Origin of the sequence: Bacillus sp. BML-BC051 (assembly GCF_019656175.1) — a bacterium.
Taxonomy (GTDB): domain Bacteria; phylum Bacillota; class Bacilli; order Bacillales; family Bacillaceae_G; genus Bacillus_A; species Bacillus_A mobilis.
Window position 1 is genome coordinate 1 of record NZ_BPLI01000041.1, and the last position, 26698, is coordinate 26698.

Genomic DNA, 26698 nt, shown 5'->3' on the forward strand with positions numbered 1-26698 from the left:
TTGTATAATAAAACAGAGACCTTTTTATACATAAAATAAGAGGGTCTTTTTTTATCCCGCTGTAATGGGCAGTAAGACCCTCACCTCAAAATTCAGCGAAAGCAAAGAATTTAGGTGGGGGTCGGGCTGCCCATTAAAGTCCGATTGGTGAGGGCTAATAATCAGTGGGGGATGAAGAAAACCCCCACTGATTAAAGTTTCACTTTATTATTCAAATATATTTTAAAGGATATATAATAAGAAAAAGTTAATCCATATCATTTTTGGTTTTAATAGATTGAAAATTAAGAAAATGTTATAATGATTAAAATAATATCTTTATATAATAAGGGGGAAATTGAAATGACTGGAGGTAGCGTAATCTTTTGGGGGATTTTAATTTTCATCGGATTAGTTTTCGATCAGCGTAATAGTAAGAAAAAAGAAGGAATAAAAAAGTAATCGCTTACAAATGAATAAGCAATTTTTCTTGCTTGCAGACTAATCTCATAAAGAAGTATACTGAATAACGGTAAGACTTATAGAAGGGGTAATGAAAATGAAGCTTGCAGGAAAAGTTGCTATCGTAACTGGCGGTGGCATCGGTATTGGACGTAATACAGCTCTTTTGTTGGCTAAACAAGGCGCAAAAGTAATTGTGACGGACATTGATCAAGAAAGTGGACAAGCAACAGTGGAGGAAATTACGAATCTAGGCGGAGAAGCACTTTTTGTATCCTATGATATGGAGAAGCAAGGTGATTGGCAACGCGTAATCAGCATTACTTTGAATGCATTCAGTCGCATTGATATGCTTTTTCAAAATGCTGGTTTATATAAAATAGATTCTATTTTTTCTCGCCAACAAGAGAACGATTCCAATGTACTTTGTATTAATGACGTTTGGATAGAGATAAAACAATTAACGTCATCTTTTATGAAACAGCAAGAAGAAGTGGTGCTGAGTGACTTACCGATTTTCGGTATTATTGGCACGAAAGGACAATCATTTCATACAGTAGAAGCCCTCGTATAATAATGAAAACCGCCCTCAAAATATGTGGACGGTTTTTTTGTATGTTATATAGTAGAAAGTTATTTTTTAACGAATTCGTTGTTCAGTTTGGCTATCAAAGAAATGCGCTTTATTCATATCAAATGCTAGTTTAATTTGATCTCCAGGTGAAAATGTATGTCTTGCATCAACACGTGCTGCAAAATCTTGATTTCCAAGTTTCATATATAAAATAGATTCAGCACCTAGTAATTCAGCAACTTCGATTTTTGTTGTAAAGGCGGTAGATTGAGAAGCTTCTAAAAATAAGAGTTCATCATGCATGTCCTCAGGGCGAATACCTAAAACTATTTCCTTATGTACATAGCCTTGTTCACGCAACATTTTCATTTTTCCTTCAGTTACTTTAATTTTTATTGCATTGTCTATAACGAAATCGGTTTCAGTTAATTTACCACGGAAGAAATTCATCGCTGGAGAGCCAATAAATCCACCAACGAAAATGTTTTCAGGTGTTTCATATACTTCTTTTGGCGTTCCGATTTGTTGAATCTTTCCGTCTTTCATAACAACGAGACGTGAAGCCATTGTCATTGCTTCTGTTTGATCATGTGTTACGTAAATCGTTGTTGTTCCAAGGCGGTGGTGTAATTTAGAAATTTCTGAGCGCATTGCAACACGTAATTTAGCGTCTAAGTTGGATAAAGGTTCATCCATTAAGAAAACTTTCGCGTCTCGAACAATCGCTCTACCTAACGCAACACGTTGACGTTGCCCACCAGATAACGCTTTCGGTTTTCTATCTAAATATTGTTCCAGTCCTAAAATTTTTGCTGCATCTTTCACACGACGATCGATTTCGTCTTTTGGTATTTTTCTAAGTTTTAATCCAAATGCCATATTATCATACACACTCATATGTGGATATAAAGCATAGTTTTGGAAGACCATTGCGATATCGCGATCTTTTGGAGGGACATCATTCATTAGCTTACCATCAATTGAAAACTCTCCTTTTGAAATATCTTCAAGTCCAGCTACCATTCGTAATGTTGTAGATTTTCCGCATCCAGAAGGACCGACAAATACGATAAATTCTTTATCTTGAATGTGTAAATTGAAGTCTGTTACAGCTGTTACGTTATTATCATATATTTTATAAATGTTTTCTAATTTCAGTTCTGCCATGGTATTTCCCCCTAGAAATAATTATGCAAACGTTTTCTTTGAGTTCATTATAAACTAATAGATTTAAAAAATAAACAAAAAAATAAAACGTTTTCATTTGTTAGAGGAATATTAGTAATTTTCATATGTTTTCTTAGAAAAATAAGAACAAAAGTTGTAAGCGCTATTTTAAATTAAGATAGAATCTGTTATCATTCATTAATGAAAACGTTTGCGCCTTAAAAAAGAAAATCGAATTATTAATGAAATGGGGTAGCATAATGGAAAAACAATGGTGGAAAGAAAGTGTAGTATATCAAATTTATCCTCGTAGCTTTATGGATAGTAACGGTGATGGTATTGGGGATCTTCGTGGTATTATTTCAAAGCTAGATTACTTAAAAGAATTAGGGATTGATGTCATTTGGTTATCGCCGGTCTATGAATCTCCAAATGATGATAATGGTTATGATATAAGTGATTATTGTAAAATTATGAATGAGTTCGGAACGATGGAAGATTGGGATGAGCTATTACATGAAATGCATGAACGTAATATGAAACTTATGATGGACTTAGTTGTTAATCATACTTCTGACGAACATAATTGGTTTATTGAGTCACGTAAATCAAAAGATAATAAATATAGAGATTACTATATATGGCGTCCTGGAAAAGAAGGAAAAGAGCCGAACAACTGGGGCGCAGCTTTTAGTGGATCAGCATGGCAGTATGATGAAATGACAGATGAATATTATTTACATCTGTTTTCTAAAAAACAGCCGGATTTAAATTGGGATAATGAAAAGGTAAGACAAGATGTTTATGAAATGATGAAGTTTTGGTTAGAAAAAGGAATTGATGGCTTCCGTATGGATGTTATTAATTTTATTTCTAAAGAAGAGGGGTTACCAGCTGTTGAAACCGAAGAAGAGGGGTATGTTTCAGGTCATAAGCATTTTATGAACGGTCCAAACATTCATAAATATTTACATGAAATGAATGAAGAAGTATTGTCTCATTATGATATTATGACGGTTGGTGAAATGCCTGGTGTAACGACAGAAGAGGCGAAAATGTATACTGGGGAAGAACGAAAAGAACTGCAGATGGTATTCCAATTTGAACATATGGATTTAGATTCAGGAGAAGGCGGAAAATGGGATGTCAAACCATGCTCACTCCTTACTTTAAAAGAGAATTTAACGAAGTGGCAAAAGGCATTAGAGCATACAGGATGGAATAGCCTATATTGGAATAACCATGATCAGCCTCGCGTTGTATCTCGTTTTGGTAATGATGAAATGTATCGCATTGAATCTGCGAAAATGTTAGCGACGGTACTTCATATGATGAAAGGAACACCGTATATTTATCAAGGAGAAGAAATCGGAATGACAAACGTTCGATTTGAATCGATTGATGAATATCGAGATATTGAAACATTAAATATGTATAAGGAAAAAGTTATAGAGCGCGGTGAAGATATAGATAAAGTGATGCAGTCTATTTATATAAAAGGCCGAGATAATGCTAGAACACCGATGCAGTGGGACGATCAGAATCATGCTGGATTCACAACAGGTGAGCCTTGGATTACGGTAAACCCTAACTATAAAGAAATCAATGTGAAACAAGCGATCCAAAATAAAGATTCAATTTTTTATTACTATAAAAAATTAATTGAGTTACGTAAAAATAATGAGATTATTGTGTATGGATCATATGATTTAATATTAGAGAATAACCCTTCTATTTTTGCATACGTAAGAACATATGGAGAAGAAAAACTTCTTGTCATTGCAAACTTTACGGCGGAAGAATGTGTATTTGAATTGCCTGAGGGCATTAATTATAGTGAAGCAGAGTTATTCATACACAATTACGACGTAGAGAATGGATCGATAGATAACATGACATTACGTCCGTATGAAGCGATGGTATTTAAATTGAAATAAGAAAAAGCCTTATACCACTTGGTATAAGGCTTTTTTATTACCATTTTAAGATTGAGAATCCATATGGAGGAAGTGTAACTTGTAATACACGTGCTTCCGCTGAAAATTCTTCGTTTGTATAAATGTTAATGATTTTCTTTCCAGTAACATGGAGAGGGAGGGAAGCAGTAATTTCACTATCAGTCGGATTTAGAACGAAAAAGATAGTTTCATCTTCATATGTTTTCGTATAAGAAATATAATTATATTCATCATTTGCTTCGATGAATTGGAAAGTACCATGTCCTCCAAATGCTTTATATTGCTTTCGTAATGAAATTAATGTTTGTACATGTGTAAATAATAGATGATCTTGTTCTTTCGTATCCCAAATCATACATTTGCGGCAAGCTGGGTCCATACTGCCGTCCATACCAATTTCGTCTCCATAATAAATACAAGGAGAGCCGATGAAAGAAAGGTGGAATACATTAAGTAACTTTAACTTATTTTTATCTCCGTTACATGTTGTCAATATTCTTGGTGTATCATGGCTGTCTAATAAATGAAACGCTGCTTCATTTACGTTCATAGAGTAGGAATGTAGAGATTCTGTAATTTGTTTCATAAATTCATTTGCTTTAATGGAATCGTTAGCAAAGTAAGACAGTAGAGCGTTTGTAACAGGATAGCTCATTACAGCATCAAATTGATCTCCTTGTAACCATGGTAGTGCATCGTGCCAAATTTCTCCTAAAATATATACTTCAGGATTTAATGCTTTTATCTCGCTTCGGAATTCTCTCCAAAAGCTATGATCGACTTCATTTGCTACATCAAGGCGCCAACCGTCTATATTGAATTCTCTTACCCAATAACGCCCTACTTCAAGTAAATACTCTTTTACATCAGGATGTGCTGTATTCAATTTAGGCATAAATGGTGTAAACGCAAAAGTATCATAATTCGGAAGTGGCTCAGTTCTAATTGGAAACTCATGAATATGGAACCACTCTTTATATGCTGATTGCTCACCATTTTTTAGTACGTCTTGAAATTTATCGAAAAAGTATCCACTATGATTAAACACGGCATCGAGCATTACTTTTATACCGTGTGTATGACATGCCTGAACGAGTTCTTTGAACGTTTCTTTAGTGCCAAATTGCGGATCGATTTCCATGTAGTCAATGGTGTCATACTTATGGTTTGAATGTGCTTTGAAAATAGGTGTGAAATATATTCCCGAAATTCCAAGTTTAACAAGATAATCAAGATTTTGAATAATGCCAGCAAAATCTCCGCCAAAAAAATTAGTTGGAGTTGGCTCAGCGCTGCCCCAAGGGAGGGTGTTTTCTGGATTTAGTGCACGATCCCCATTCGCAAACCGTTCTGGGAAAATTTGATACCAAACGGTGTCTTTAATCCAGGAAGGTGCTTGAAATACATCATTTGCATGAATAAATGGAAAACAGAAGAAGTTACCAACATCATCGTTTGGAATACTGGAAAAAAAGCCTCGCTCTGCATAAATAAGCGTGTCTGTCTCCGTTTTTAATTCAAATCCATAACGTAAGCGCTTAAATTTTGGCTCGATGGAAATGGACCAATAATCAAACAATGCAGTAGAGCCAGTTTTTCTCATCGCTGTATTTGATGTAATCCACTTCCCATCGTTCCAATCATAAGGATCACCGTAAATAAGAGTGGCGCTTTGAACATCGTCTCTTTTCGTACGTATTCGGATGTGAATCGTTTTTTCATCGTAAGCGTATGCATAATTATCTTTTGGCCTATGATAAATGGCTTCTTTAAGCATATAGAAAATCCCCCTTTAATATCTCCATACATATTGTTCCCTTACGTGTAATAATAAAGCATATGTTGCAAACGATTGCCTTTTGCATAGCTTTAATATTGCTTATAAGAGTAGTATTCATTTCATATAAAGTCAATGTATAAAGAGTTTATTAATAATATTTTTAAAATTAATATTTGCAAAATAAATAAAAGAATGTATAATGATAGACAAATAGCGCAAACGTTTTCATAGATTGAGATATTGTTTGCGCTTCTATTAAACCATTCAATGCAAACGTTTTCAATTAATAAGGTACATATACAATTTAGGGAGGTTTTTGGGATGAAGAAAGCATTATCATTATTAACGGTTTCAGCATTATCAATTGGTATGTTATCTGCATGTGGACCGAAAGATTCAGGGAAGAAAGAAGAAAGTAAAGCAAAGAAAGATTACGATCTTCTCGTTTGGGAAGATGATAAAAAAGGTGTTGGTTTAGAACCAGCAGTGAAAAGCTTTGAGGAAAAATATAAAGTAAAAGTAAAAGTTGTTGAAATGCAAATGACAGATCAAGTGAAGAAGTTACGCCTTGATGGACCAGCGGGGACCGGACCAGATGTTGTAACATTGCCACATGATCAAATCGGAAACGCAGTAACAGAAGGTTTACTTTCTGAAGTGAAAGCTGATGATGCTGTGAAGAGTAAATTTACTGAATCATCAATAGAAGCACAGACATATAACGGAAAATTATATGGTTTACCAAAAGCAATTGAGACACCAGTCTTTATCTACAATAAAAAATTAATGCCAAAAGCGCCAGAAACGATGGATGAGCTGTTTAACTTCTCAAAAGAATTTACAAAAGATGGCAAGTACGGATTCTTAACATTAGGAGATAACTTCTACTTTGCTAATGCATTCATGGCAGGTATGGGTGGTTACGTATTTGGTGAAAAAGATGGAAAGCCAAATGCAAGTGATGTTGGATTAAATAATAGCGGAGCGGTACAAGGTGCTGAATATCTTCAAAAATGGTACAAAGAAAAGTTATTCCCGAAAGGTATTATCGGTGAATCTGGTGGACCTGCTGCTGATGGACTATTTAACGAAGGAAAAGCAGCATCTATCATGAACGGCCCATGGGCGTTCCAAGCAATGGAAAAGAACGGAATTGATTATGGTGTTGCTCCAATGCCAAAATTACCAAATGGTCAACCGATGAAAACATTTGTTGGGGTTAAAGGATGGCATGTAACAAGTTTCTCTAAACAAAATGATTTAGCTACAAAGTTCACTGAATGGGTAACAAATGAAGAAAACGCAAAAATTCGATTTGAGAAAACAAAAGAAATTCCTCCAGTAAAAGCAGTGATGGAAGATCCAATCATTAAAGATAATGAAGCTGCAAAAGCAGTTGCAACACAATCTGAAAATGGAATTCCAATGCCGAACATTCCAGAAATGCAAGAAGTATGGAAACCAGCTGGAGATGCGCTTCAATTAGTTGTTACGGAAAAAGAGGCACCAAAAGCAGCACTTGATAATGCAGTGAAGCAAATTAAAGGTAATATTGAGGCAAATCATAGTAAGAAAAAATAAGGTGAAATTCGTGCCTCTCATATGAGGGGTACGAATTCTCTCCCAGAAAAAAGGGGGAAGGAACATGCAAACATCTATGGAACCAGCAAACGGTTTAAACGGTTCAAAGCATAGGAAAATGGCAACCATGTTATCTATCATTCCAGGCGTGGGCCAAATGTATAATAAGCAATTTGTAAAAGGTCTTATTTTTCTAGTATTAACAGGTTCATTTATTGTAGCCTTTGCTGATTTATTAAATATGGGATTATGGGGAATTGTAACGCTTGGTACAGAAGTTCCACGTGACCATTCTGTCTTTCTATTAGTAGAAGGAATTTTGGCACTTATCGTCATCGTGTTTGGACTCGGAATATATGCATTTAATTTATATGATGCATACCAAAACGGGAAGAAACGTGATATAGGAACCCCTTTAAACTCTGTAAAAGAGCAATACCGTAATTTACTAGATCAAGGTTTTCCATATTTAATGGTTTCACCAGGTTTTCTATTACTTATCTTTGTAGTTGTATTTCCAATCATCTTCGTAATTTTAATTGGATTTACGAACTATGATTTATATCATTCTCCTCCAGCTAAATTAGTAGATTGGGTAGGATTTAAAAACTTTATTGATATCTTTACATTACCGATGTGGCGAGAGACATTTTTAAGTGTATTTTCTTGGACTGTCATTTGGACATTCGTTGCAACGACATTACAAGTTGCACTTGGTATTTTCTTAGCAATTATCGTAAATCAGCCTGGTATTAAAGGGAAGGCGATTATCCGAACAATCTTCATTTTACCGTGGGCGGTCCCAGCATTCGTATCTATTCTTGTTTTCTCTGGTATGTTTAATGAAACATTTGGAGCAATTAACAATCAAGTATTAGCTTTATTCGGAATTGAAAAGATTGCTTGGATGACAGATCCATTTTGGGCGAAGGTTGCTTTAATTATGATTCAAACGTGGCTTGGGTTCCCGTTCGTCTTTGCAATGACGACAGGTATACTGCAATCAATTCCAGGAGAATTATACGAAGCAGCTACAGTAGATGGAGCTACAGCTTGGCAACAGTTTCGTAAAATTACATTGCCACTTGTTTTATATGCAACAGCACCAATATTAATTACGCAATATACGTTTAACTTTAATAACTTTAGTATCATCTATCTATTTAACGGCGGAGGTCCTGCTGTAGCTGGACAAGACGCAGGTGGGACAGATATTTTAATTTCATGGATTTATAAGTTAACGATGACTTCCGCACAGTACGGGAAAGCAGCAGCTCTTACAATGATATTATCGTTAATCGTTATTACAGTTGCGTTATGGCAATTTAAGAGAACAAAATCATTCCAAGAAGAGGATATGATGTAAATGAATATTAAAAGACAAAAGATGTTACGTCTCTCATTAAGTTATTTCGTTATTTTCGTAATGTGTGCCATCATTTTCTATCCATTATTATGGATTATTGGTTCATCGTTTAATCCGGGTGATAGTTTATCTGGGTCAAGTATTATTCCACAAAATGCAACGTTAGATCATTATCGTAAGTTATTAGATTTAGAGAATAGTAATTATTTACTATGGTATAAAAACACATTAAAAGTAAGTGTTTTAACGATGATTTTCTCAGTGTTAGCAATTAGTTTTACTGCTTATGCATTTTCGAGATACCGTTTTGTTGGAAGAAAAAATGGTTTATTAACATTTTTAATTCTGCAAATGATTCCGAACTTTGCGGCGTTAATCGCTCTATACGTATTAGCGCAGTTAACGGGATTAATTGATACGCACCTTGCATTAATTTTAATTTATGTCGGCGGGGCAATCCCAATGAATACATGGCTTATGAAAGGGTATTTTGATACGATTCCGAAAGAATTGGATGAGTCAGCTCGTATGGATGGAGCAGGACATTTCCGTATTTTTTGGCAAATCATTATGCCACTTGCAAAGCCAATCGTAGCAGTTGTAGCGTTATTCACTTTCATCGGTCCATTTACAGATTTCATTTTAGCGAGTATTATTTTGCGCACACCAGAAAATTATACGTTAGCAGTTGGGTTATATGAAATGGTAGCGAAGAAATTTGGTAATGAATTTACAACGTTTGCAGCGGGTTCAGTATTGATTGCAATCCCAATTTCAATCTTATTCCTATCACTACAAAAATACTTTATCTCTGGTTTAACTGCTGGAGGTACGAAAGGATGAAAAATGGGACGTTATGTCCCATTTTTCTTTTCATCTCCCTATAAAAATTTTTATAGGGAGATGAAAAGAGATTTGACATCACATATGAAAAGAAGTGAAATAAATAGTATATTATAGTATAGGAAAAAAGAGCTATATCCCTTACAATACATGGAGAGGGAGAATATGATAGGTTTTGCAAGATAGAATCAATGAAAGTTTATGACTTCTCCTATTACTTGCAACGGGTGCAAGATTAAAAATATATATAAAATGGCAGAGAAGTGAGAGGAGGGGGATTTTTATGACAGTTACAATTAAAGATGTGGCGAAGAAGGCGAATGTAGCACCATCTACCGTTTCTCGTGTAATTGCTGATAATCCAAGTATAAGTGAAAAAACAAAGCGTCGTGTTCGGAAAGTAATGAGTGAATTAGGGTATCATCCCAATTTAAACGCAAGAAACCTAGCTAACCAAACAACAAAAACACTTGGTCTTGTTATGCCAAGTTCTGCAAGTAAAGCTTTTCAAAATCCATTTTTCCCAGAAGTTATAAGAGGGATTAGTTCATTTGCACATGTGGAAGGATATGCGCTTTATATGTCGACAGGTGAAACGGAAGATGAAATTTTTAATGGTGTTGTAAAGATGGTGCAGGGACGCCAAATTGGTGGCATTATACTTTTATATTCAAGAGAGAATGACCGGATTATTCAATATTTGCATAAACAAAATTTCCCGTTTGTTTTAATTGGGAAACCATATGATCGAAAAGATGAAATTACATATGTAGATAATGACAATTATACAGCTGCAAGAGAAGTAGCAGAATATTTGATTTCATTAGGTCATAAACAAATCGCGTTTATCGGCGGTGGATCAGATTTACTTGTAACGAGAGATCGTTTGGCTGGTATGAGTGATGCTTTAAAATTAGCAGACATTGTATTACCAAAAGAGTATATTTTACATTTTGATTTTTCGAGGGAAAGTGGTCAACAAGCCGTTGAGGAGTTAATGGGGCTGCAGCAACCACCGACAGCAATTGTGGCAACGGATGATTTAATTGGACTTGGTGTGTTAAGTGCACTTTCAAAAAAAGGATTCATTGTACCGAAGGATGTTTCGATTGTCAGCTTTAATAATGCTTTATTATCAGAAATTGCGAGTCCGCCACTTTCGACAGTTGATGTGAATATATATCAACTAGGGTATGAGGCAGCAAAAGCTTTAGTTGATAAAGTAGAGAATGCGGAGTCTACTGCAAAGTGTATTATTATTCCTCATAAATTACTAAAGCGCCAAACTTGCGATCATTATGCAACAAAAAGCTAAGAGTTTAACTCTTAGCTTTTTGTTGTAGAAAGGCCTCTAATCGATCACAGCCTTCTTTTAAAGTTTCAATACTATACGCATAGGACAAGCGAAGATAGCCTTCACCATATTCAGAAAATGCAGTTCCAGGAACGACAGCTAGTCCAGCTTCTTTGACAAGGTCAAGTGCAAAATCAAATGATGAAGATGTTAAATGACCAACATATGGGAATAAGTAAAATGCACCTGTTGGCTTTTCAACTGTTAAGCCCATTTGAATGAGTCTATTATATACGTAATCACGACGTTTTTTGTATTGATGACGCATCATTTTTGGTGCATCTTTAGCAGCTGTTAATGCTTCAATTGCAGCATATTGAGCAATTGAAGTAGCACACGTTACGTTGTATTGATGAACTTTTAGTATATGTCCTGCTAAATAGCTTGGTGCGAATAATAGACCGATACGCCAGCCAGTCATAGAATGAGATTTAGATAAACCGTTAATGACGATAGTCTTTTCACGCATTTCTGGGAAATGAGCGATAGATGTATGCTTTTGTTCATATACAAGTTCGCTATATATTTCATCAGAAAGGACGAAAATATTTTTATCTTTTAAAACAGTTACAATATCCTGTAATTCTTCTTTTGATAAAGTTACACCAGTTGGATTAGAAGGATACGGCAGTACGACGCATCTTGTTTTTTCTGTAATGGCATTTTCTAGCGCTTCGGCTGTTAAACGGAAGCCAGTTTCACGAACATCGATAAAAATAGGTGTAGCACCGCATAATCGAATAATTGGTTCGTATCCTGGATAGATAGGGGCAGGTAAAATAACTTCTGTTCCTGGCTCTAAAATCGTTCGGAATGCAATATCAATTGCTTCACTGGCACCGATTGTAACGATGGTTTCGTTTTCAGGTGAATACTGTAAATCGTAGTTATCTTTTACAAAGTTACAAGCTGCCTTGCGTAATTCTAGTAAACCGGCGTTATGTGTATAGCTTGTATAATTTTCTGTAATAGCCCGTTTTGCCGCTTCTTTTACGAGAGAAGGCGTAGGGAAATCGGGTTGTCCAATTGTTAAAGAGATAAGATTATCATAGTTTTGAATCATGTTAGAGAATTGACGGATTCCAGAAATTTGGATGTCCTTCACTCTAGGGTTAATGAATTGTTCCATTGTATCTCCCTTTCTTCCGTTTGAAAATTAAGTTCATTTTAACATATTTTCTATGATTTCGCTTGCGTATATGTTATGTAGAAAGAGAGGGATAATAGAAAAAAAGCCGCTGTAAGCGACTTTTTAATATCCGTACTCCCAATCTATTTCATCTTCATTCCAAAGTACAGAGGATACTTTGCCAAGGTGAACAACTGATTCATTCACAGCACATGTGCAATTTTCTTCTCCGGTTTTATGCTGTAACTCTTCATATACTGATTTTTCAACATTTTCTAGAACGACCAAATTTTCTTCTTTTAAAACAAGCGTAGTACCCGCCATATTTATCTTCCTCCTACTAAAATAATGATCACTTATTTGTAAACATAGATAGTATGGATTATATGCTGTATTTTGCTATAGTTGTCCGTCTCATGAAGTATTTTTTATTTTCTTTGTAATCCGTATTCATTGTATACTGCCCGGCAGAAATTTGGTACAGGGTTTACATTCATTTCGAAAATCTGTAACAATTATTATGTGTTGTTAACAAAGAATTAACAAATATGTTAAGAAAAATCAAAATTTTAAAACAAATAAACCCGTAAAATGATATAATCATATCAAAATACATATAGGGGATGAGAGGCTATGGAGCTGATCCGTGATTTAATGATCCAAATTGACATCATTATTTTGCCACTATTTTTATATGAAGCGATTCGCCTAAATCGTTATCAAGAAATGCCTCCGAAGCCGAACCGCTACTTTATTATGTTTCTATCTAGCATTACACTCGTTCTCTCCATGACATACTCTATTTGTTTTGGTGACATTTGTGGGTATAACTTTCACCCAATCCCGATTGTTAGTGGTTTTCTATATGGTGGGATTGTTGGTTTAATCCCGGCCGTTATTTTTGTTGCATATGAATGGGCACTAAAAGGAATGAACCTTCTTCCAGTAATAGAAGTAATATTTCTATTAATAGTTCCATTATTTTTATCAAAGAAATGGTCTCTATTTTCAAGAGATAAGAAGCTGATTTTAGCATTTATGATTTCATCATTGTACGTGCTTGTTTCTCTAGTGATTGGCATGATTACTGTTCTGTTAGAAACGGGGTTTACACCGCATATTTCGCACCTATATAGCGGATATATATTTGCTTCGCTTATTATGGTTATGACAATGGTATTTCAGGTGTACTTAACAGAATATTTAAATGAAAATGCAATACTACGTACAGAAATGCAAAAGTCAGAAAAGCTTAATATTGTAAGTGAGTTGGCAGCAAGTGTTGCACATGAGGTTCGAAATCCGCTCACTGTTGTTCGTGGTTTTATTCAATTGCTAGAAAGTACGGAAGATGTGAAGAATAAGGATTATATGCGTCTCGTATTAGCCGAATTGGACCGGGCAGAACAAATTATTTCAGATTATTTAAATTTAGCAAGGCCACAAATTGAGAAAAAAGAACACATTTGCTTATCAGCTCAATTAATAGAAATGACAACTCTTATGTCATCATTTGCAGCGATGCAAGGTGTATATTTGCAAGTTGAGATTTCTGAAAGTCTTTATACGATCGGTGATAAGACGAAATTGAAGCAAGCTATTATGAATGTTGTTAAAAATGGTATTGAAGCAATTCAAGGAAATAAAGGATATTTAAAAGTAACGGCTATGCAAAAAGATGAAACGATTGTAATAAGAGTTAAAGATAGTGGTGTTGGAATGACGACAGAACAGTTAGCAAGGCTGGGACAACCATATTATTCTTTAAAAGAAAAAGGGACAGGATTAGGGCTTATGGTAACATTTAGTATTTTACAAGCGCATAATGGTACGCTGGAATATAAAAGTGAAAGTGGGAAAGGAACTGAAGCGATTATTATATTGCCAGCTGTAAGAAATAAGGAATAAAAGTTACCGATGGAAGGTAACTTTTTATTTTATATTGTTTATTCATTTGTTTTTTCTTGTTTTGCTCGGCTAAATAAACTTTTAAATGATTGCAAGAACCCTTGCTCTTTTGAGGCAGCAACCATTCTTTTTGTTTCTTGAATTTCACGAATTACTTGCATAAGTTGTGCATCACGGTTGCTGTCTTTATTATAAATTTGATTTACGAGTTTATTCATTTTTTCTTCTTGCTTAGATTCTCGTTTATACATATGATTCATTAATAAGTCCATCTTTTCTTTTTGCAGGGCATCTGTTTGAGCGGCATGATCTACTAACTCTTGTAGCATTTTTTCTTGAGAGCCTTCTTTTACATAGACTTGTTGCATCAATTCATCTAGTTTTTCGTCTTTTAAACGATTTTGGGTAATAAGGGTAGAATTTTGATGAATAATTGCTTCATTTAATTGAGCGAGCATTTCAAGTTTTAACATGAACTCCTCAAAGTTACGCCCATCTTCTTTTTCTTTCGGTTGTATTTCTTGCGTATCTTGTATAACTGGTACAGGTGGGGCCTCTTTTTCTTTTAAAATAATAGGTATCGTTTCTGAAATATCTTCTTGCAATGTAGCAGCTCTTTCATGTATAGATTTCAATAGTTTTAAATCATCTAATTTATAAATACGAGCATCAGCTGTTTTGGAAATCATATAACCATGTTCCTCTAACAGTTGACTATATTTGCGAACTATATGTTTTGGGATGCCTGTTTTATTCGTGACATCTTTCGTTTTATAGGTAGCTTCCATAATATTTCCTCCCCAAAAAGTATCGTATATATCATTTCAATCTTTTATGAGGACTTCCTTTGAAAAAGAATGTCGGAAGGTTATTAGTTTTCTACAGCATTAGTGAAAAGATGAAGGAAAATGAGAGTTTTTTGGCGTAATGACGAAGAAGAGCTAAAATAATGTCTGAAAACATATACAGGAGAAGTTTGTTATAATAACGGAGGAAAAGAAACTGGTAGAGAATCATGGAGGTATACATGAAGCAATTAAAAGGTATTATCATTTCAATTATTGCAATTCTTTCTATTGTAGTAGCGGTTTATGAAGTACTTGTTCCAGAGGAAACAAGTACCAAAAAAACAAATGCGTATGATCAAGTTCTAGAATTTCCGAAAGAGCGATATCCAGAGACAGGGAAACATATTACGGATGCTATAAAAGAAGGACATTCAGAAGTTTGTACAATCGACCGTGGTGGTGCTGCGGATAGAAGAAAATTATCGTTAGCTCCATACCCATCAAAAAAAGGGTATGATCGTGATGAATGGCCAATGGCAATGTGTAAAGAAGGCGGAAAAGGAGCACATATTGAATATATAAGTCCGGCAGATAACCGCGGGGCAGGGTCTTGGGTAGGAAATAAGTTAGATAAATACCCAGATGGTACGCGTGTGAAATTTGACGTAAAGTAGTAGTTGCATATTTCATAGTGAAGGAGAAGGGGAACGATGGAGTTAACAATTTCGTATTCGCAATTAATGTTGATGAACTATGACGGTGAGCAGCCTTACGTTGACTGGACAGATGAAGATTTTGAAAGAGGTTATGCGAAGGCGGATGGAGCTGTTGTTTTTGAAGCACTCTCTGATTATACTTGTGAAGTAAAAGTGACCCCAGGGAAACATGTTGAGAAAGAAAACGTGGTTAGAACGGTTACAGTTCCTTTCACAGTTGAAAATGAATGTATCGTTGTAACAAGTATTCTTTCAAATAAATTTCAAATCTCTATTCCAAATGGTGAGTATACAGTCGTATTACAAGCAACCCCTCTTGAAGAACCAACGGATGATGAATTATATAAAATACAATACGAATTCTTTTTTGAAAGTAAAGAATAAAAAACGGGTTATCCTCAACAAGGATAACCCATTTTTGTTATGCGTTTGTTTTTAGCAGGGAGCGAGCATCTTTTGCTGCTTGCACCATGTGCTCTAAAGCTGGAATAACTTCTTCTGTTCTTCTCGTTTTTAAACCACAATCAGGATTAATCCAGAAATATTTAGGATCGCATACTTCTAAAGATTGTTCTACGATTTTATACATTTCATCTTTACTCGGTACACGTGGGCTATGAATATCATATACACCTAGACCGATGCCTTTTTCATATGTTGTATGTTTTAATGTATCAATAAATTCACCGTGACTTCTTGAAGTTTCGATAGAAATCACATCTGCATCTAATGCGCGAATCGCATCAACAATATCTTCGAAGTTACTGTAACACATATGAGTATGAATTTGTGTTTCATTTGCTACAGAAGAAGTTGCTAAAAGGAAGGATTGTACTGCCCATGTAATATAAGCGTCCCAATCTTTTTCTTTTAGTGGCATTCCTTCACGAAGTGCTGGCTCATCGACTTGGATTACTCGAATTCCGGAAGACTCAAGTAATTCAATTTCGTGACGAAGAGCTAATGCAATTTGATACGAAACTTCTTTTCTTGGAATGTCATTTCGAACGAAGGACCAATTTAAAATTGTAACAGGTCCAGTTAACATTCCTTTTACAACTTTCTCTGTTAAGCTTTGTGCATAAACAGTTTCCTTAATAGTCATTCCATTAATAAAGGCTACATCACCATAAATAACAGGTGGTTTTACGCAGCGGGAACCGTATGATTGTACCCAACCGTTTTTAGTGAATGAGAAACCAGCAAGACGCTCACCGAAATATTCGACCATGTCAGTTCTTTCAAACTCACCATGAACAAGGACATCAAGACCAATTTCTTCTTGGTAACGAATCCATTTTTCTGTCTCTTTTTCAATAAATTGTTCATATTGTTCATTTGAAATAACACCGTTACGCCATTCTTTTCGCGTTTGACGAACTTCAGTTGTTTGCGGGAAGCTACCGATAGTTGTTGTTGGTAACAATGGTAACTTTAGGGCAACTTGTTGTAATTCGTATCGCTTTTCAAATGGAAGAGGACGTGAAAAATCTTCTTCTTTTAGTGCTGTTCGTGCTGCTTTAACATCTTCTCGGTTACGTGCAGCAGATGAACGAATTGTATGATGTACATTTCGGTATGTTTCCAGCTCACTACTAATGCTTTCTGTACCTTGAGTCAGAGCGGAACGGATAAGAACTAACTCTTCTAATTTTTGATTTGCAAATGCTAACGCATCAAATAGCTCAGTCGATAAGTGAGTTTCTTCTGTTTTATCGATTGGTGTATGCAATAAGCTACAAGAAGGCTGAACGATGAAATCTTTCGTTTGGACTTGTTTTTGTAACGTTGTAAATAACGTAAGAACTTCATCAAGGTCAGCTCTCCAAATGTTACGGCCATCTATACAACCGACAGCTAAAGTTTTATCAGCTGGGAATCCATATTTTGAAATAGCATTTAGATTACCTTCTTTACCATGAACGAAATCTAATCCAATACCGGATACAGGGAATGTAATAATTTCTTCATAGTTTTCTTCTACACTATCAAAATATGTTTGTAAAAGAAGAGTCGCATTTGGTACTTCTTTACGAATAGCTTCATAAATTTCTTTTGCTTGTTGCACTTCTTCTTTCGTTAAAGAAGCGAAAATCGGTTCATCAATTTGAATGACTTGTGCACCAGCTGCATGTAGTTCTGAAAGCAGTTGTACGTATGGTGCAACTAATTGTTTTAAAATAGTAGAGAATTGTTCTTGTGTATAACCTTTAGCTAATTTCAAGAAAGTATATGGTCCTAAAATAACAGGCTTTCCATCTACTCCTAATTCTTGTTTTGCCTCTTCGTATAAGCGAAGTGGACGATTATCTTTTAAAGAGATTTGTAATCCCTCTTCATATTCAGGAACGATATAGTGATAGTTTGTATTAAACCATTTTGTCATTTCGGAAGCTACGTGATCTTTAGAGCCACGTGCCATTGCGAAATATACATCAAGGTAAGATGTAAACTCAGAAAAACGTGATGGGATAAATCCTAGCATATAAGCAGTATCCAAAACGTGATCATAATATGTAAAGTCGCCAACTGGAATGAGTTCAATCCCTTTTTCTTGCTGTACTTTAACGTGTTGAAGGCGAATTTCTTTCATCGTTGTTAAAAATTGTTCTTCATCGATTTTATTGGACCAAAAAGCTTCCAATGTTTTTTTCCACTCTCGTTGTAGTCCGATACGTGGATAACCTAAATTACTTGTTTGAATTGCCATTTCAAATTCCTCCCTAATTGAAAGTAAGCATTCCCGTTTACTAGGAAATACCTATAACAAAAAGTATAAAGGCATAGAAAATAAGCCTTCCTTTTTGTTTTAACACCTCATCATCATCCGTGAATCTATCAGTGTTGTTAAAACAGGCAGGTCTCCTGACTTATGCTTCATATAATTTCTTTCACCTTCCCGTTTTCACAGTGGCACTAAAAAGAAATCTCAGCATTTACAGTGGCGGGACCGTGTTGGAGTTTCACCAATCTTCCCTTTTAAACACGAAACGAAATGTTCGTGTACCTATTTTCCTTTTGAAAGGAAGTTAACAAGCGATATGATATTGAAACAAATTCTAACACAATTTTTGGAATTTTGTCTACTGTTTTAAAATAAGAAAATTCTAAAGTTTTTTATTTTAATTATTCATATTATTCTGTTTCTTATGAAGCGGAGAAAAGTAAGGGGAATTGAAAGGAAGTGCGATTAAACTTACAAAGAAGTATGTACTTGTAAAAAGATAAGATGCTAGTTCTGTTATTTGAAAATCCGTCCATATTCTGGAATAAGGAAGGAGATTGAATGAGTCATTTTGAAATAGTAACTTATCACAAGAAAGAATAAGGCTCCTGTATAAAGATAAATATACTAAGTTTATAGAAATGGGGAATTTCAATTGGAACAAAGTACACAAAATATTTATTCACCGCCAAAACATATAGTTTCAGCAGCGACAATTGTAATGAATGAACAAAAAGAAATCCTATTAATTAAGGGACCTAGAAGAGGGTGGGAAATGCCAGGTGGACAAGTTGAAGAAGGGGAGTCTTTGAAAGATGCTGCAATAAGGGAGACTAAAGAGGAGACGGGTATTGATATTGAGGTTTTAAAATTTTGTGGAGTATTTCAAAATGTGAACCACTCAATATGTAATACGTTGTTTTTAGCTAGACCAGTTGGAGGTAAATTAACGACTACACCAGAAAGTTTGGAAGTAGGATTCTATCCTATAGAGCAGGCGCTGGAAATGGTGAGTTTTATGAATTTCAGACAAAGAATTGAATACAGTTTGGATGAAAAACAACAACCTTTTTATATAGAGTTTTGAGGGGGAATCTTCCATTATGGGACGCCAGTGACGAATAAATCCTTGTTATATTTTTGATTGTAGTGAAGTATCTTATGTCGAAAATTAAACAAACATAACCCCGTCCTAAATTAGAACGGGGTTATGCTTGTTTTAAGCTTTAAAATGAAATAACTTTATTGTCTTTTACAGTTTCTTCTTTACAAGTTTACCCTTCATCTATATCAATTTCTGAAAGGCGTCCTGCAACTGCATCTGTAAGGAGGGTATTTAACCATTGCAATTCAACTGTAATATGTTCAATAACGCTCTGTAAAATATATAGTTGTGCACGTGGAATTTTTCCCTTGCTACAATCATAAATAGTTTGCATTTTATGTAAATATTGAACGGTATCATTTTTCTTTTTTTCTAAAATCGGAACTAACTCTTGGTCATCACTAAAATGAGCGAAAGAGAGTGCCGAATAAATTGGTTTATATATTTGATTTTTTGCCTCGAATTGTTTTAATAGTAACTTGTGAAATAATTGTTTACCTTCTTCTGTTATGTGAAAGATTGTTTTATCTGGTCTATTCGTATCTCGAACAATAGTTGTAATACGAATTGCACCTTGCTTTTCTAATTGCTCGAAGGCGTAGTAAAGTGATCCTTTTGCATATTTAATATAACAATCCATTTGTCGTTCTTTCATGATGTGCTGCACTTCATATGGATGTTTATCTCCTTCGAGTAGCAAGCCGAGAATGACTAATTTCATGCTCATGCTGTCTCAACTCCTATAAATAAAAACTTTATACATATTATAAACGGCATACCCTTTTTCATAAAGGGTATGCCGTTTCTTTTTTCTATACTAACTTACTTGCTTTTGTTTTTGTTTCGTTTTTGGTCCTGTAAAGAGGCGTTCATTTCCCATAAGTAAAATACAAATAATACTTAGTACAGCCGGGATAAGTGCCCAGAAGAATGTACTGGCAATAGAGGTAGCGAGAGCATCTTTAATACCAGTTAATATTTCCGCTGGAATCTTCTCGGTAGCACCTTGTGATAATAAGAAACTTGTGTCTCCACCTTTTGGAGCTAATTTTGCTAGTTCAGGAGGGAACACAGTGTTTAGTTTATCCGTAAAAATATGATTTTGAATGGTACCAAAAATTGTTACACCAAGAGTCATACCGAGTGAACGGAAGAATGAGTTTGTTGATGTAGCAGAACCGCGATCTCGCATTTCTAACTTGTGGATAGAAGACATACTTAAAACTGAGAACGAGAAACCAACCCCAAGTCCAGTGAGAATCATAAATAGCGTTACAAGTAGACGAGGTGTATCCATTGTTAAAGTGCTTAGTAAATAAATACCAATTACGAAGAAGACGCCAGATACCATCATGATGTTACGATAACTTGTTCGAGAAGCTAACTGTCCACCTGTTTGACTTCCAATTACAGAACCAACCATCATAGGTGTTAAAATTAATCCAGCATTTGAGGCTGAACCGCCGAGAACACCTTGAACGAAGATTGGAATATAAACTGTACAGATGATAAAAGCGGCACCATAGAAAAAGGCAACGCCTTGGCTAGCTGCGAATAAAGGTTTTTTAAATAGATGGAAAGAAATGATAGGTTCAGTTGCTTTTCGTTCTACGAAGAAGAAAATAATAAGCATAATCACAACTGTTGTAAATAAACCGATAATTACAGTGGAGTTCCATGCATATTCTTTACCGCCAAGTTCTAAGGCAAACATTAAGCAAACGATACTAATAACAAGTGTAATAGCGCCGGCCCAATCGATTTTTTGTTTTCTAAATTCTAGAGATTCACTGTAGTATTTAGTAATGAAGAAGAAGGAGATAAGTCCTAATGGAATATTAATATAGAAGACCCAATGCCAACTTATATAGTCTGTAATATACGCACCTAATAAAGGACCGAATACACTAGATGTCCCGAAAACCGCACCGAAAAGCCCTGTCATTTTTCCACGCTTTTCTGGTGGGAATATATCGTACATAATTGTGAAGGCGATAGGCATAAGAGCACCGCCACCGATTCCTTGAATTGCTCTATAAATACTTAGTTGCTCAATACTAGATGCTGTTCCGCAAAGTGCAGAACCAAATAAGAAAAGAATAAGACCACCAATATAAAATCGTTTCCGACCGTACATATCAGAAAGTTTTCCGAAGATAGGCATCCCTGCCATTGTTGCTACCATATATGCAGACGTGACCCAAACGAACTTGTCAAACCCTCCTAGGTCTCCAACAATCGTTGCCATTGCTGTTGCAACGATTGTATTATCCATTGCCGCCATTAAAATACCAAGTAATAAACCTGCAACCACAAATTTTGTATTGTTGGAGTCTTTTTTTAATAATTGAGATTCCAAATATAACCCTCCTTTAAAAATAAGTAAACTATATTAAGTTTTGAGTGCAGCGCATAAAAATGTAAAGTATAGTTCTTTCAAATCAATTTACACAAGTGCACAAGCCATAAAGAATATTATAGTCAAATTTGACTAAAAGGCAAACTTTTTCTTCCGTCAAAATATTCTGTTGTATGGACTGTGAAAGAGTGAGTAATACTTAATATTGGTATAAAGTCAATGAAGGAAAATGTAAAAAAATATTTCAGTAAGAATACCGTCTGTTAACAGAGGAAAAATGGTTTTTTCTTAATATTGTCGAATAGGATAAAAGGAAGAGTAATAACTATATATCGTTTGTAACAAGCTTTATTAATATTGTGTAGAGAGGCAGAATAAGGTCGTATGGATAGGATGCATCTGAAATGGGGTGAATATTATTATGAAAATATGGAAACGAATTTCGGATCAAGAAAGGCGTTCAATACCGCTACAACCGGTGTTATGGATTGATGGCTCAAAAAAGGAGACCGAATGTCCTAATGTAGCAGTTACATTGCAAATCCGTAGTATGTATAAAGAAAAATTTTCATATGAACTGACCTATGATGTAAATGACATACTTATTATTCGAATGGAAGTTGAAAATAAAGGAATGGAAATGATTTCACGAGTTGTAGTAAGTCATATGATTCGAGATTATTTTGCCTATATTCCAAACTCACTAAAGGCTGATAAGGGGATGAGTGAGTTCCTGTTCCAGCTTGTTAGGTGGCGGATTGATAATTTGTTACCGGATGAGAAGGTAGAACTAATTTGTAAAATAAAAGCAAATAAAGATAAAGCACTTAAAAACGCATTATTTCAGGCCACATATACATTTCAATATAAAGGAGTATCATATGGTCCACTGCAAACAAATGAAGTTGTAGTGCGGCAATGATAAAAAGGAACCTGTACGAAAGGTTCCTTTTTTAATGGAGGTTGTGTTTTTTGAGTACTTTTTTTGCTCGATTCCTTTTTTTTTCACATAATTATTTTTATCATTTCCCGACAGAAAACTCCCACCTCAAGGAATGGATAGGACATGGTCCAATGAGTAGGTGGAAGCTGAATGACGGTTAGGAAAAAGCCTAAAGGTTCTTTTTGGTGAAGAATCAGTATGAGGTACCGGTATTCTAATCAGTTCATTCCTATAGAAAGAAAATGTTATAGCTCCGAGGCATTTTTACATCTACGAAATGGTTTCATTGTAAAAGTTCTTTCATTTGTATATTTTTTTGAAAGGGACAGAGGACTTTCGACAAAAAAGAAGAAATGATACGTGATTAGTATTTTTTGCTATATCATGGTATCGTTCTCATACATATCGTGAAAAAGATTGTAAACAAATAAAAAAGGAAGTGAGGTGAAAAGCGGTGCTTATCCATAAAGCGTATCAGTTTCGGATCTATCCTAGTTTAGAACAAAAAATAGCTATTACGAAAACAATTGGTTGTTCACGATTTGTATTTAACTACTTTTTGGAAAAGTGGAATGATAGATATAAAGAAACAGGAAAAGGGTTATCCTATGGTACTTGTTCTTCGCAATTACCTACTCTCAAAAAAGAATTTGTATGGCTAAAAGAAGTGGACAGTATCGCTCTTCAATCTTCTCTTCCCAACCTCGCTGACTCGTATGCAAGATTCTTCAAAAAACAAAACAAAGTACCTCGGTTTAAATCGAAGAACAATAAAATCCAATCCTATACAACGAAACATACAAATGGAAACATTGCGATTATAGATAATAAATTGAAGTTACCGAAACTTGGTCTTGTCAAATTTGTCAAAAGTCGTGAGGTAGAAGGACGAATTTTGAGTGCTACTGTCAGAAGGAATCCAAGTGGAAAATATTTTGTCTCGATTCTTGCTGAAGCAGAAGTACAAGAATTGCCGAAGACCGATTCCGCTGTTGGTATAGATGTTGGTGTGAAAAACTTTGCTATTCTTTCAACAGGTGAGGTATTCGGTAATCCAAAATGGTCTCGGGTATTAGAAAAGAAACTCGCTCATGCCCAGCGTATTCTATCTAGACGTACAAAAGGCGGAGCGAATTGGCATAAACAGCGAATGAAAGTCGCTCGTATTCATGAACGAATCAAAAATGCAAGAACGGATTACTTGCAAAAACTCTCTACAAGGATCATCAAAAACCACGATGTGATTGGGATAGAAGATTTGCAAGTATCGAATATGTTACAGAATCACAAACTAGCGAAAGCGATTCAAGAAGTATCATGGTCACAATTCAAAGCGATGTTGTTGTATAAGGCATGCTGGTATGGGAAACAAGTGATTGTGGTGTCGAAAACATTCGCTAGTTCCCAAACTTGTTCGCATTGCGACTACAAAAATAAAGATGTGAAAAGCCTGAACCTGCGTGAATGGAAGTGTCCTTCTTGTGGTATGTATCATGATAGAGATGTGAATGCAGCGGAAAATCTGAGAAAAGAGGCCATAAGGCTCCTAACCGTAGGGATTACGGGGATTGCCTACTCATAAAACTGAGGGATACCTTAGTGTTCGTAGGAATCCCCCACTTCAAACAGCTCGTTAGAGTGTTAAGTGGGGGTAGTTCAAAACCAAAATATAGGATGAAAAGAAAGGAAGCAACATTTACAATAGCATCAATTTGATCGTTTGTAATAAAGTTCACTCCGAAAGAATTAAACAGTAATTTTAATGATAATAGAAAACCTGCTAGTAAACGTATAATATCTGATAGATTCTCTTTTTGTAGCATATAAGTCACCTCTTTCTAAAACGATATATAGTATATATATGAAATAGAATAGAAATGGTAGACAAGCTTAAGCGGAAATGTACACTCAATATGTACATTTTTTATTTTGTAGAAAAACATAATTGTTATAGAAACATATATTGGTATAGAAGGGAGGGAAAGTATGAAACATAAAGGGAAAATTAGTGGGTTATTACTTGGGAATACAGTGGCAGTTACAGAATGGATTGCGCTTCAGGATGTAATTACAAAACTGGATTCACGATCATTTTATACCGTCTTTATTATTTATATATTGCAAATGATACTCAGCTATTATTTTGGACATTGGTATGATAAAAGAGCGAGTGGGCGTATGGATACGGAAGTAGGGGGAATGGCAAGTAATGATTTTGTAGTTGATTTCTTTGAGAAAGTAGCTGCTTTATCAGAACGGGATTCTCATAATATTACAGTGTACATTCTTTCTGTGAAAGAATGGAAAGAACTAAAAGAAACAGTGCAAGAAAAAAAATTGGAGGTGTTAGTACAAAAATTGGAGAGTACGATTGTAAAGACAATTCGTAAAGGAGATGTCGTTACTAGGTGGGATGAAAATAAGTATGTTATTGTGGCGATTGATAACGGACATGAAAAGTCGACAATAACAAATCGATTAATGAAAAATATTGAAAGTGAAATAGAAAATGGTTTGTTAAGTATGACGCTATTATTTGGAGCTGCTAGTTATCCAATAGAAGGAAAAACTTTTGAAGAATTGTTAAGAAAGGCACAAAATCAATTGTATCAGCATAGGGATTTGTAAGGAAATGAGTGAAACTTTGATTTAAAGAAATATGATATGAAGAAGTTTTAAATGTAACATTTTTTTGACTTTTATTACAAAAAGAACTTTTATTGTAATAAAAGTCTTTAAAAATATATGGAATAAGCATATAATTATGATGGATGTGTCAATGCATTTTGCACAATGTGTTTCATTTTAAAAGTGTAGAGGAAAGCATGCTCTACACTTTTCCTTTTTAGGGGATAATAAGAATAATTGTAAGTTGTTGCAAGGTAGCGTTTAAACTGTGTAAAATGAACAAAGAAATTATTTGATAGAAAGCGGAAAGGGAATGATAGAATGATAGACGTGAGAGAACAACGAACATCTTTTATCAGGTGAATTATTGCTGTTGTTCTTCAAATTATTATGGCTGTGATGAATTCCGTTGTACTTTTATGTAATACATAGTATGAAGAAGTTTTAAAAAGTGCCAAGTAAAAGTATATGTAAAGATGGATACGAAATTGCTATTGAGTTCAAAGACGTAAAATGTAATTTCAAGTAATACAATTTGATAAGTATTAATAAATAATATCAATGATTTTCGTAAAAAAGGTGCGAGTGTGGAGTTTATAGAAGGGTATATAATTTTCATAGCTTTTTACACGATGATCGTATATAAGTAGGAGGAAACGATGTTGAAGTATAGTAAATTAGCAATTGTAACTGCATTATCAATGACTTTATTAGCCGGTTGTTTCGGGCCGAAACCAGAAGAGGAATTATATGTTGCGTTTGAAAATGCTGCAAAGCAAGAAAAAACAATGTTTGAAGATGCAAAAAAACTTGAAACTTTAGAGAAAGAGGGACAAGAATTATATAACCAGATTGTTCAAGAGGGAAAAGATAATAATCAAACTGTTAAGGAAAAACTGAATCAAGCAGTGAAAAATACAGATGAACGAGAAAAAGTGCTTACAAAAGAAAAAGAATCTTTAAATAAGGCACAAGAAGAAGTGAAATCAGCAGATAAATATGTGAAGAAAATTGAAGATAAGAAATTGAAAGATCAAGCGGATAAAGTGAAAAGCACATATGAGAAACGACATGATTCATTTAACAAGATGTATGATAGCTATAGTAAATCGTTAAAACAAGAAAAAGAATTATATACAATGCTACAAGATAAAGGTACAAAATTAAAAGATATTAGTGAAAAAGTAAAAGTAGTAAATCAATCTTATAAAGATATTGAATCAGAAAAAGACAAGTTTAATGAATTTACGAAATCTTATAATACAGAAAAACTAGCTTTTTATAAACAAGCAAATATTAAAATTAAAGAAGAGAAAAAATAAAACAGTTTGGC

At 34.7% G+C, this 26698-nt stretch carries 24 protein-coding genes and 1 riboswitch; of the genes, 15 read left to right on the top strand and 9 right to left on the bottom strand.

Translation table 11 applies throughout. The features are described from left to right. Positions 1–342 precede the first annotated feature (342 nt). Both K5S59_RS16960 and K5S59_RS16965 read left to right on the top strand, forming a co-directional pair. Entirely contained in the window at positions 343–441 is a 99-nt protein-coding gene (locus K5S59_RS16960; RefSeq protein WP_000145656.1) for a hypothetical protein, read from the top strand. Positions 442–505: 64 nt separating this feature from the next. Continuing rightward, positions 506–1015 carry an SDR family NAD(P)-dependent oxidoreductase gene (locus K5S59_RS16965; protein ID WP_000218416.1) on the top strand — a complete coding sequence of 170 codons (510 nt, stop codon included), beginning with the start codon at positions 506–508 and terminating at the stop codon, positions 1013–1015. Between the two features lie 66 nt (positions 1016–1081). Here K5S59_RS16965 and K5S59_RS16970 read toward each other — a convergent pair whose 3' ends face one another. Next, positions 1082–2182: an ABC transporter ATP-binding protein gene (locus tag K5S59_RS16970; RefSeq protein WP_000818926.1), complete on the bottom strand. Its 1101-nt coding sequence runs from the start codon at positions 2180–2182 to the stop codon at positions 1082–1084. Positions 2183–2442: 260 nt separating this feature from the next. Here K5S59_RS16970 and malL point away from each other — a divergent pair, with 260 nt between their 5' ends. After that, the gene (gene malL, locus K5S59_RS16975) at positions 2443–4119 is read left to right on the top strand and encodes an oligo-1,6-glucosidase (protein WP_000415193.1); all 1677 of its coding nucleotides are present in this window, start codon (positions 2443–2445) and stop codon (positions 4117–4119) included. 37 nt (positions 4120–4156) lie between these two features. On the opposite strand, the gene K5S59_RS16980 is transcribed toward malL, so the two are convergent. After that, positions 4157–5917, bottom strand: coding sequence for an alpha-glycosidase (locus K5S59_RS16980; RefSeq protein ID WP_000910445.1), 1761 nt, complete (start codon positions 5915–5917; stop codon positions 4157–4159). 324 nt (positions 5918–6241) lie between these two features. Here K5S59_RS16980 and K5S59_RS16985 point away from each other — a divergent pair, with 324 nt between their 5' ends. From K5S59_RS16985 to malR, 4 genes are all read left to right on the top strand, one after another. Continuing rightward, positions 6242–7501 (top strand): extracellular solute-binding protein, encoded by a 1260-nt coding sequence (locus K5S59_RS16985; protein ID WP_000709922.1) that lies wholly within the window; start codon positions 6242–6244, stop codon positions 7499–7501. A gap of 64 nt (positions 7502–7565) precedes the next feature. After that, entirely contained in the window at positions 7566–8867 is a 1302-nt protein-coding gene (gene malC / locus K5S59_RS16990) for a maltosaccharide ABC transporter permease MalC (protein WP_001194990.1), read from the top strand. After that, positions 8868–9710, top strand: a complete 843-nt coding sequence (malD, locus tag K5S59_RS16995; RefSeq protein ID WP_001022595.1) for a maltosaccharide ABC transporter permease MalD — start codon at positions 8868–8870, stop codon at positions 9708–9710. It abuts the gene before it with no gap. Positions 9711–9993: 283 nt separating this feature from the next. Further along, complete coding sequence (gene malR, locus K5S59_RS17000; protein ID WP_098258688.1) at positions 9994–11025, top strand: maltose operon transcriptional repressor MalR; 1032 nt, start codon at positions 9994–9996, stop codon at positions 11023–11025. A gap of 4 nt (positions 11026–11029) precedes the next feature. Here the strand turns inward: malR and K5S59_RS17005 are convergent, their stop codons facing one another. Both K5S59_RS17005 and K5S59_RS17010 read right to left on the bottom strand, forming a co-directional pair. Further along, positions 11030–12193: an aminotransferase A gene (locus K5S59_RS17005; protein ID WP_000434595.1), complete on the bottom strand. Its 1164-nt coding sequence runs from the start codon at positions 12191–12193 to the stop codon at positions 11030–11032. Positions 12194–12316: 123 nt separating this feature from the next. After that, positions 12317–12517, bottom strand: coding sequence for a hypothetical protein (locus K5S59_RS17010; protein WP_000929285.1), 201 nt, complete (start codon positions 12515–12517; stop codon positions 12317–12319). Between the two features lie 309 nt (positions 12518–12826). Between K5S59_RS17010 and kinB the strand changes: the two genes are divergently transcribed. Beyond that, complete coding sequence (gene kinB / locus K5S59_RS17015) at positions 12827–14101, top strand: sporulation sensor histidine kinase KinB (protein ID WP_120450836.1); 1275 nt, start codon at positions 12827–12829, stop codon at positions 14099–14101. A gap of 38 nt (positions 14102–14139) precedes the next feature. Here the strand turns inward: kinB and K5S59_RS17020 are convergent, their stop codons facing one another. Then, complete coding sequence (locus K5S59_RS17020) at positions 14140–14889, bottom strand: DUF3967 domain-containing protein (RefSeq protein ID WP_000388475.1); 750 nt, start codon at positions 14887–14889, stop codon at positions 14140–14142. Positions 14890–15128: 239 nt separating this feature from the next. Here K5S59_RS17020 and nucA point away from each other — a divergent pair, with 239 nt between their 5' ends. Continuing rightward, complete coding sequence (gene nucA / locus K5S59_RS17025; protein ID WP_000811507.1) at positions 15129–15563, top strand: DNA-entry nuclease; 435 nt, start codon at positions 15129–15131, stop codon at positions 15561–15563. A 36-nt stretch (positions 15564–15599) separates the two neighbouring features. Then, positions 15600–15989 carry a competence protein ComJ gene (comJ, locus tag K5S59_RS17030; protein ID WP_000424025.1) on the top strand — a complete coding sequence of 130 codons (390 nt, stop codon included), beginning with the start codon at positions 15600–15602 and terminating at the stop codon, positions 15987–15989. A 37-nt stretch (positions 15990–16026) separates the two neighbouring features. Here the strand turns inward: comJ and metE are convergent, their stop codons facing one another. Then, positions 16027–18315, bottom strand: coding sequence for a 5-methyltetrahydropteroyltriglutamate--homocysteine S-methyltransferase (gene metE / locus K5S59_RS17035; RefSeq protein ID WP_120450835.1), 2289 nt, complete (start codon positions 18313–18315; stop codon positions 16027–16029). Positions 18316–18443: 128 nt separating this feature from the next. Further along, a riboswitch (cobalamin riboswitch) is annotated at positions 18444–18631 on the bottom strand. 354 nt (positions 18632–18985) lie between these two features. On the opposite strand from metE, the gene K5S59_RS17040 reads away from it, so the two are divergent. Then, complete coding sequence (locus K5S59_RS17040) at positions 18986–19417, top strand: NUDIX hydrolase (protein WP_000438231.1); 432 nt, start codon at positions 18986–18988, stop codon at positions 19415–19417. Between the two features lie 187 nt (positions 19418–19604). Here K5S59_RS17040 and K5S59_RS17045 read toward each other — a convergent pair whose 3' ends face one another. Together K5S59_RS17045 and K5S59_RS17050 are read right to left on the bottom strand one after the other, a co-directional pair. Beyond that, on the bottom strand, positions 19605–20162 hold the full coding sequence (locus K5S59_RS17045; RefSeq protein ID WP_000062069.1) for a PadR family transcriptional regulator: 558 nt from the start codon (positions 20160–20162) through the stop codon (positions 19605–19607). Between the two features lie 90 nt (positions 20163–20252). Then, entirely contained in the window at positions 20253–21794 is a 1542-nt protein-coding gene (locus K5S59_RS17050; protein WP_000445740.1) for an MDR family MFS transporter, read from the bottom strand. 421 nt (positions 21795–22215) lie between these two features. Here K5S59_RS17050 and K5S59_RS17055 point away from each other — a divergent pair, with 421 nt between their 5' ends. Both K5S59_RS17055 and tnpB read left to right on the top strand, forming a co-directional pair. Beyond that, complete coding sequence (locus tag K5S59_RS17055) at positions 22216–22716, top strand: hypothetical protein (RefSeq protein WP_097843836.1); 501 nt, start codon at positions 22216–22218, stop codon at positions 22714–22716. A gap of 475 nt (positions 22717–23191) precedes the next feature. Next, positions 23192–24319 (top strand): IS200/IS605 family element RNA-guided endonuclease TnpB, encoded by a 1128-nt coding sequence (gene tnpB / locus K5S59_RS17060; protein WP_120450834.1) that lies wholly within the window; start codon positions 23192–23194, stop codon positions 24317–24319. On the opposite strand, the gene K5S59_RS30190 is transcribed toward tnpB, so the two are convergent. Continuing rightward, positions 24297–24560: a phage holin gene (locus tag K5S59_RS30190; protein WP_097844172.1), complete on the bottom strand. Its 264-nt coding sequence runs from the start codon at positions 24558–24560 to the stop codon at positions 24297–24299. The genes tnpB and K5S59_RS30190 overlap by 23 nt on opposite strands. Positions 24561–24723: 163 nt before the next feature. On the opposite strand from K5S59_RS30190, the gene K5S59_RS17070 reads away from it, so the two are divergent. Continuing rightward, on the top strand, positions 24724–25365 hold the full coding sequence (locus tag K5S59_RS17070; RefSeq protein ID WP_000680839.1) for a diguanylate cyclase domain-containing protein: 642 nt from the start codon (positions 24724–24726) through the stop codon (positions 25363–25365). A 659-nt stretch (positions 25366–26024) separates the two neighbouring features. Then, positions 26025–26687 (top strand): YkyA family protein, encoded by a 663-nt coding sequence (locus K5S59_RS17075; RefSeq protein WP_000922496.1) that lies wholly within the window; start codon positions 26025–26027, stop codon positions 26685–26687. Positions 26688–26698: the final 11 nt, after the last annotated feature.